Source organism: Aeromonas sp. QDB11 (assembly GCF_027705265.1).
Lineage (GTDB): Bacteria > Pseudomonadota > Gammaproteobacteria > Enterobacterales > Aeromonadaceae > Aeromonas > Aeromonas allosaccharophila.
This window is the reverse complement of sequence record NZ_JAPDBM010000123.1, coordinates 1-4,462: the sequence shown is the minus strand read 5'-3', so window position 1 is coordinate 4,462 and position 4,462 is coordinate 1. Positions and strand designations below refer to the sequence as shown.

Annotated in this window: 1 protein-coding gene; it reads left to right on the top strand. The window is 51.9% G+C overall.

From position 1 onward, the window contains the following. The first annotated feature begins 137 nt into the window (after window positions 1–137). Window positions 138–4,454 carry an NACHT domain-containing protein gene (locus OKC40_RS21840; RefSeq protein WP_270796978.1) on the top strand — a complete coding sequence of 1,439 codons (4,317 nt, stop codon included), beginning with the start codon at window positions 138–140 and terminating at the stop codon, window positions 4,452–4,454. The last annotated feature ends 8 nt before the right edge of the window (window positions 4,455–4,462 follow it).

The window sequence follows — 4,462 nt, the reverse complement described above, 5'->3', positions numbered from 1 at the left end:
TGGATACCGTGTCTCCTTTCCCGGGGAATGGCTATGGCACAGCGAAGGTGTAGCACTATTGGGATCAGTTATTTAGTTCAATCGGTTGAACGTGATTGTCGGGGCCCATTGGTTTATCTGGCTAACAGGTAATTGTTTTGGGATATATTCATTCCCACAATTATGAAAATACTGCGATTGCACTGCGCAACGTAATTGATGGAACTGAAACAATGCCGCTTCCCGATATAGATTTCAATTTAATTCGCTCCCACCGGGGGAATCAGGCTAACGCCTTTGAAGAGCTGTGCTGCCAACTCGCAGGTGACGAACTCTTGTCCCCTACTTGCGTCCGCTTTACTCGAAAGGGGCCTGGAGGCGATGGTGGCGTAGAATGCTTCGCTGTCCTGTCTGATGGGACCGAGACTGGTTGGCAGGTGAAATACTATTGGGACGTTGCAAACGCGATCCGTTCGCTTGATGAATCCCTAAGCCAAGCGCTTATCAAGCATCCAAAGATGACACAGTTCATAGTGTGTCTTCCATTTGATCTGTCCGACTCTCGCAAAACTGGCACTATAACTTCTCAGAACCGATGGGATAACTGGAAAAACGAGAGCATCGCCAAGGCTAGTGCGTCGGGCCGGAAGATCGAGATCGATCTTTGGGGGGCTTTTGAACTCAAAAAGCGCCTTACTGCATCAACTCCTACCGCTGCGGGCCGAGTTGCCTATTGGTTCAATCAGACTCTGTTAACTATCGAGTGGTTTCGCAAGAGTTTCGAACGTGCCCGCACGGAGCTTGGTGAACGTTATAGCCCCGACAGCCACATCGATCTGCCGATTCGGCGTGTAATCGAGGCCACTACGAGGGATCCCTTCCTCTTTACTGAACTGGCTGCGTTCGGTGAAGACATCAAGAAGAAACTGGCCGAGACCAATCAAGCCGATACCGCAGCAGTCACTGCTTGCACCGATGCAATCCAGGCCCTCGTTCAGATTGCCTCAATGCCAAGCGGGCCGATTCCGATAGTTAGATTACGTGAAACGCTTGAGATGGCCAGGGATGCGATTATGCCTTGGTATAGCACGCAGAGGGACGCAATTTCCTCTAGCCAGCCCAATCCGTTAGCGAACGCCATTTCGAACCTGTTATCAGCCATCAAAAACGTCTCCCATGCACTGGCGGAGCAGCACTGGAAACATGTCGATACCCGCGCGCTATTGGTTATTGGAGAGGCAGGCTCAGGCAAGTCACATCTCTTGGCCGATATCTGCGATCACATCATTGAGACAGAGCAACCTGCCGTTATGGTTCTAGGTAAGAAGTTGCCGGATGGAGAACCTTGGGAAGAGATCATGAAGGATCTGGGTCTTCCACGAGATCTCCCAGCCGAGAGCTTCTTGGGGGCGCTCAATGCTGCTGGCCAGGCTATGGGTGTTCGTGCCTTGTTGATGATTGATGCTCTCAACGAAAAAAATGGTCAGGCTATCTGGCCTGAACGCTTGGCTGGGTTGGTGCATGACGTAGACCGGTTTGAGTGGATTAGCCTGATTCTATCTTGTCGCTCGACCTACGAGCGCTTAGTCATTCCTGATGAGCTTGATGAAACAAAACTGCCGAGGGTCACACATGAGGGGTTTTCGGTACGGCAGGCGCGGTTGTATCTCAAAAAACGCGGGATTTACTTGGCTGAAGAGCCCAACTCAATCGAGGAGTTTGAGATACCGTTATTCCTACGTATATGCTGCGATACGCTTCAACTTGAAGACCAAGCAATTCTGACGAACAGACTCGGTGGTGTTACAGCGGTATTCAAGCTGTACACCGAAGCCGTTGTAAAACGGGTAACCAAACAGATAGGTGTTGTGCCTCAGCGCCGCTTGGTAGAACGCGCTATCAAGGCTCTCGCGCAGGAAATGGCAGACACCGGCCGTGAAGAAGTAGCCAGTAGCCGTGCTTACGACATCGTGTCCGAGTTCTTTCCCTCCACGAATCCAGTTGGACAAGACCTTCTCTTCCAACTTCAAAACGAGGGCCTGCTAACGGCACAACCAGCTTACGAGGATGATGCCGAGGAAGAGTATCGCTTTACCTTTCAGCGCATGAGTGATCATGCCATTGCCAGCAGTCTCCTAAGCCGCAGTGTTATAGCTGGTGATACAACAACAGCCTTCGCAGCAGATACGCCGCTTCGTAGAGCCGTCATGGACTTGTATTCGCCGATTACGCCCGGTTTACTCGAAGCTCTTGCCGTACAACTGCCTGAGCGGTTTGGCGTTGAACTAACTGATATGCCGGACTTGCCTGATCCATGGGTTGTGTCGGAGGCATTTGAAGAAAGCCTACTGAATCGAAGTAACAAAAGTTTCAATGAGCGTACTTGGACGTTGATTGAAGAGGTGGGTAGTGCTCGGCTGCGGTTTGAGACCATGATTGCGCTTTCGACTGACCCTGATCGAGATCACAACGCTGAATTCCTAGATAAGGAATTACGCGCTTTACCCATGCCTCAACGAGATGCTGTCTGGTCGACGCATTTGGCCGATCCCAGCAAACGGGCTGAGCGCCTCATCGATTGGATACACGAGGCTGATCAGGATGCGATTCGTCCCGAGCGAGCAGCCTTGGCGGGTCTTCAACTTTGCTGGTTTCTGACCACCTCGGCACGGACAGTACGCGATACCGCTACCAAAGCCCTAGTGGTTCTCCTAGCCAGTCGTCCAGAGCTGGCAAGCGCCCTATGGCTGCGTTTTAAGAACCTCGACGATGCATATGTTACGGAGCGTCTGGTTGCTGCGATCTATGGTGCTGCCATGCAGGGGCGCTGGAGCGCGAATGGGCTTTTCTTCGTTGCCAAAGATCTTCATGCAGACCTTTTCGCCAGTGTCGACTTTCCAGCCAATATCTTGACCCGCGATCACGCACGGGGCCTTGTTCGATATGCAGAAAGCCAGGGAGTTCTACCCGAAGATTTCGATTCCTATCTGATCAACCCGCCTTACGGGAGTGCTTGGCCTATAGAGCACATCACAGAGGAAAAAATCGAGTCTTATGAACGCGATGAGATCACAAGATCCACAGTCTTCGATGGAGACTTTGCTCGCTACCAACTCGACTATGCGGTCAATGATTGGAGTGCCGCCGCCAAGTTGTCGGGACCTATTCCTACAGCCAGGGATCTTGCTCAGCGCTGGTTTGATACTTTCTGTATAACGGCATCACCCGAAATGCTTGCAGCTCATAGGGCTCTTCTAGCAGTTATGTCAGAAGCAAGTAACGACAGCTATTGGACATTGCGTCCATTGATTGACAAAGCAAAGGCGGCTTTCCGAGCGGCCGTTGGTGAGCAGGTATTTGCACAATGGAGTGCAGAGGCATCAAATTGGTACCAAACGGGAATGTTTCAGGGGGCTGTCCATCTACGTGATGAGCCTGCTCAGTTCAATCTCGCCTGGGCGAGGCGCTGGGTGTGCAAACGAGCCCATGATCTCGGGTGGTCCGAAGCTTTGCACGGTGATTTCGATGCCTCCATCAGGAATGACCGCCACACTCATGCAGTTGAGCGCATTGGCAAAAAATATCAATGGATTGCGCTTTATGAGCTCTGCGCAAGGATGACCGATAACCTTCAGCCCTTGCCGGGTCGAGACGAAGCAGGCGACATCATGCGTCTGCGCAACATAGATCCATCCTTGCTGGTGACACAGACAGAAGACGATGGTTGGCGCCGTTTCGAGGAAGCCAGCTTTTGGGTTCCACCGGAACCGGATTTAAAGCCTGTGGCGGCTGATCAAGCCTTGGATTGGCTTAACGTCAATCAGGACATGCTCGATGGCCCGGATAATATTGAGGTTACTAACCCAGCCGATGATGGGCGCTGGCTGGTACTCAATGGATTTGAGACGTGGAGTGGAGGTAATGAACTCCTAGAGCGGGAAACTTGGCGTCGGATCGCGTGCTTTGTAGTTAGAAAGGTCGATCTCAGTACAGCCTTGGCACTGGTGAAGTGCCAACATTTCCAGAGCGATGACGACGTGCCTCCTGCCCGCTGTGGCGGACTGCATTCCTACTTGGGTGAACATCCTTGGGCATGGCGTGCAGACGATGGTGAAGATGAACCCGACAGCGAATGGATAAGAAGGTGGCGCCCCTTTGGTGTTTCAAAGAAGGCAGTTAGCATTCGCCCAACAACGGCGAAATATCTGGCAGAAGCCTCAGGTTACGATGCATCGATTCAACAAAATATTAACATTCATATTCCTGCAGGTTGGTTGATGGATGGCCTTGGTCTGCGCTTAACCGATGGTGCGACAATCAGATATATTGGAGCAGACGGCGTAGTGCGCTTCATGGACCCTTCAGTTGGCATGACCGGGCGGAGTGCTGCACTGATCGACCGCGAAGTGCATATTCCGGCCGATCATGAACACCGATTCCGGTTCAACGTGAACACCATTTCCGGACCAATGTGAACGCTCAT